The following is a 592-nucleotide window of genomic DNA, read 5'->3' on the forward strand; positions in this document are numbered from 1 at the left end:
CTGGCCTTCGCCACGGTCAGCGGCGCCCACCTGTACGGCTTCCCCTCCGACGACTCCGACGTCGACCTGCGCGGCGTGCACGTGCTGCCGGTGGAGCAGGTCGTCGGCCTGCGCACCGGGCAGGAGACCGTCTCCCGCTCCTGGATCCGCCGCGGCACCGAGGTGGACCTCGTCACCCATGACCTGGCCAAGTTCTGCCGCCTGCTGCTGCGCCGCAACGGCTACGTGCTGGAGCAGCTGCTGTCCCCGCTGGTGGTGGCGGGCTCACCGGTCCACGAGGAGCTGGTCGCCGCCGCCCCGGCCCGCCTCACCCGCCACCACGCCCACCACTACCTGGGATTCGCCCGCACCCAGTGGCGCCTGTTCGAGCGCTCCGGCGAACTCAAACCGCTGCTGTACACCTTCCGGGTGCTGCTCACCGGCATCCACCTGATGCGCACCGGCGAGCTCGTCGCCGACCTCACCCGCCTCGGCGGCGGCCCGCCGTACCTGGGTGAGCTGGTGGAGGCCAAGCGCTCGGCGGAGCACGGGGCGCTGCCTTCCGGCGCTCCGGAGCGCCCGCGGCTGGAGCGCGACGTCGCCCGTCTGACGG

At 73.5% G+C, this 592-nt stretch carries 1 protein-coding gene; it reads left to right on the forward strand.

Features of this window, described 5'->3' with window-relative positions:
- Window positions 1–592, forward strand: a 592-nt coding sequence (locus tag ABD823_RS34500) for a nucleotidyltransferase domain-containing protein (RefSeq protein WP_344867173.1), incomplete at its 3' end; no start/stop codon positions are given.

The sequence above is a fragment of the Planomonospora alba genome (genome assembly GCF_039534085.1).
Lineage (GTDB): Bacteria > Actinomycetota > Actinomycetes > Streptosporangiales > Streptosporangiaceae > Planomonospora_B > Planomonospora_B alba.